This is a genomic window from Vibrio sp. R11-SG3-ISO3-SZ (genome assembly GCF_059834345.1).
In genome coordinates this window covers 1-3,046 of record NZ_JCBDGX010000160.1, presented here as the reverse complement: position 1 = coordinate 3,046, position 3,046 = coordinate 1, and the positions used below count along the sequence as shown (strand labels likewise).

General features: G+C 51.5%; 4 protein-coding genes. 1 reads left to right on the top strand and 3 read right to left on the bottom strand.

The window, feature by feature from the left end:
• A partial coding sequence (locus AC6R1O_RS17620) for an endonuclease/exonuclease/phosphatase family protein (RefSeq protein WP_500657511.1) occupies positions 1-851 on the bottom strand: 851 nt, incomplete at its 3' end.
• Between the two features lie 60 nt (positions 852-911).
• Positions 912-1,280 (bottom strand): MmcQ/YjbR family DNA-binding protein, encoded by a 369-nt coding sequence (locus AC6R1O_RS17615; protein ID WP_500627295.1) that lies wholly within the window; start codon positions 1,278-1,280, stop codon positions 912-914.
• Positions 1,281-1,411: 131 nt separating this feature from the next.
• On the opposite strand from AC6R1O_RS17615, the gene AC6R1O_RS17610 reads away from it, so the two are divergent.
• On the top strand, positions 1,412-1,783 hold the full coding sequence (locus AC6R1O_RS17610; protein ID WP_500657510.1) for a hypothetical protein: 372 nt from the start codon (positions 1,412-1,414) through the stop codon (positions 1,781-1,783).
• A 14-nt stretch (positions 1,784-1,797) separates the two neighbouring features.
• Here the strand turns inward: AC6R1O_RS17610 and AC6R1O_RS17605 are convergent.
• A partial coding sequence (locus AC6R1O_RS17605) for an SLC13 family permease (protein WP_500657509.1) occupies positions 1,798-3,046 on the bottom strand: 1,249 nt, incomplete at its 5' end.

Genomic DNA, 3,046 nt, shown 5'->3' with positions numbered 1-3,046 from the left:
TAGCCAACAACATCCGCAAGTGAGTATGGCGAGTGAGCTTGAAACTCTTGCGAGAGAAGCAGGTAGTCCAACACATTGCCCGTTGCGAAATGATAATGTGTGGCCGCCCGGTCTTTTGCTTTGTCATTGGCTTGGTAGAGGCTCCAGCTGTCTTCGAGTGTGAGTGTCGCACTGTCGTTGCTGGCATTGAGCGTGAGTTGCCCGGTCAGTACGCTGTCCAAACTTTGATTCATATCGCCCATCAGCACAGTCGGCACCGGATGTGAACGGTAGGCGTTTTCCATCGCAATTCGAAGCATCACGGCTTCCCAGCCACGTTGTTGATGAGACAACCAGCGCCCGAGAAGTGGATGCTCACTCTCACCACTTGCGCTCTCTGTCGCGCGTTGAGATTTTAGGTGACACACATAAACGGAAACTTCGCCTATATTGGGCACCGAGACCACGGCCGCAATCGGCTGACGACTAAAATCTGGAAAGGGAACGTCATAGCACTCCATTAAAGCGCTAGGCGGCGTCACCGCCTGACAACGTGTGATTGGGTAGCGAGACGCCAGCGCCACAACGGGCTGGGAGTAGATGTATTCCTGCTCAATATGCGGCGTGTCGACGACCGCAAAATAGCCATACCTGAGATCCGCCATCATCTGTCTCGCGGCCTCAATCGAGAACACCTCTTGCAGCCCGACGATATCCGCATTAAGAAGCGTTAATTTCTCCTTCGTCCAGCGACATTTTTCCGCCCACGCTGGCGTCTCATAGATATTCTCAAAATCATAAAACGCGTTGGGCGGCGCGACAAAATTGAACAGGTTTGCGGTGGCAAACGTCAGTGTCTGATGGGTGTGCAAACGACGTCTCTAACAATGAAATCATAGGATGAGTGTACCAAATTTTTGCGCGACCCTGCGTTACTTCTCGAGCTCGATACCCAGCTCTTTACGCACACGCTGACTCAGTCCTTTGCTCACCAGTTGGTAGGAGGCATGCAAATAGTAATGGAGCGCTTCATCGCGCTCGGGCGAGGCATCGATTTGCTGAATCCATTTCATGCCGCGGCTGGCAAAGTACGGCGCCGGAATATAACCGTCACTTTCACTGAGGAAGACAAAGTTTCTCTCTGATGTCTTAAACGTGTAAGCAGGCGTACCACTTGGCGTGCGCGTACCGATGGCAAACACCTTGCCACCCACTTTCCACACCTCGCTGTTGCCCCATTGCACCACATGTGTGGTTGCCGGTAAGGCGCGGCAGAACTGGTTGAATTGTTCGTGATTCATCGCCATTCCTTTTTGATTTAGGTCGCGTGCATAGAGCACAAGATAAATTGATCCATTACAGGTGACAACAGAGGGGATTGATGTAGTATCACCATTATTAACTCTATGATTAAAATGGAATTAGCACCTCGATGCGATTGGAACACGTACTAGAGATCATCGAATTTACCGATTCAGACCACCTAGAAAATGCAATGGCACATTACCAAACACACGCTTGGGTGGCCGACACTTTACTGCCATATTTGCACCCCGTTTATGACATCGCACCCGAGGCGCTGTGCCAGCATCTTTCTCGCCTTGGATTTAAAGGCACATTGAACATTGTGCCGCATCAAGATGATAGCGCCCAGCGCAGTTACTTGCTGTTTGACGCAAGTCGCATCGATGCGCGAGCCGCCATGCAATTATCTGGCGCACTATCGTCATCGAAACCACAATCCACATCCTGCCATTCTACCCAAACCCAGGTGAATAACGTGCAAGAAGAAGAGACGGTCTAGGCGCCTCAGTTGCGTTATGCCCAAAACGTGAGGGCAATGCCCGTCAGCACTAAGATACAAGCAAGATTGAGCACAATACCGACTTTCATCATCTCACTTTGTTCCACGTGACCTGAACCAAACACGATGGCATTGGGCGGCGTGGCGACCGGCAACATAAAAGCGCAAGAGGTAGCAACCGCAATCAGCACAGACAAAATTACTGGCGATAAGCCAAACGCTTCGGCGACGGTGGCGAAGACCGGAATCAACAAAGCGGCGCTCGCCGTGTTGCTAGCAAACTCGGTAAGGAACACCACAAAAATCGCAATCACCGCCACAATGAACACAATGCCAAGGTGAGCAATCGCCTCGCTGAGGACATTGGCCAAAAAGACGCTGGTACCCGTTGCTTTGAGTACATTACTCAGGCAGATCCCGCCGCCAAACAGCAGTAACACGCCCCAATCTGCGGTTTTTTCGATGTCCTTCCAGTGCACGACGCGCGCAAAGTTCACCGCGACAATTGCACCGAGTGCCACCAACGTATCGAACTTAGCAAAACCGCCCAGCATGGCATTTATCGGCTTACTGAAAATCCACAAACAAACCGTGGCAGCAAAAATACCTAACGTGACGATTTTGCCTTTATCCCACTGCACCGGCTGATAGTTAAGCTCAAATTTGCCTTGTAGATTGGGGTTGAGCATCAGATACAGCACAGCCATCGCGACAGGCAAAAGCACCAGCGTCGTCGGCACACCAAAGCGCATCCAATCAGTAAAAGTTAGCCCCACTTCGGCTGCGGCGATGGCGTTCGGTGGGCTACCGACGATGGTGGCAATACCGCCAATACTGGCGCTGTAGGCGATACCCAAAAGCACAAACACATAGGTTGGGTGCTCTTTGTCTGCATCGACTTTACTCAGTACGCCGAGCACCAATGGCAGCATCATCGCCGTTGTAGCAGTGTTGCTGATCCACATCGACAACCCAGCGGTCACCCCAAACAGCATAAACACCGCCACGCTCATTTTGCCTTTAGCCAAGATCAACACTTTATCGGCAATCACCTTATCCAAACCTTGCCTGTGCATCGCCGCCGCAAGGGCAAAACCGCCAAGGAACAGGAAGATAATGGAGTTGGCAAAGTTGTTGAGCGCGGTTTGGGTGTCAAACACATCAAAAAACACCGCCATCACAGGGACAAGAATGGCCGTCACCGTCACGTGCAACGCCTCGGTGAGCCATAAAATGGCGATAAACAACAGCATGCTGATACCC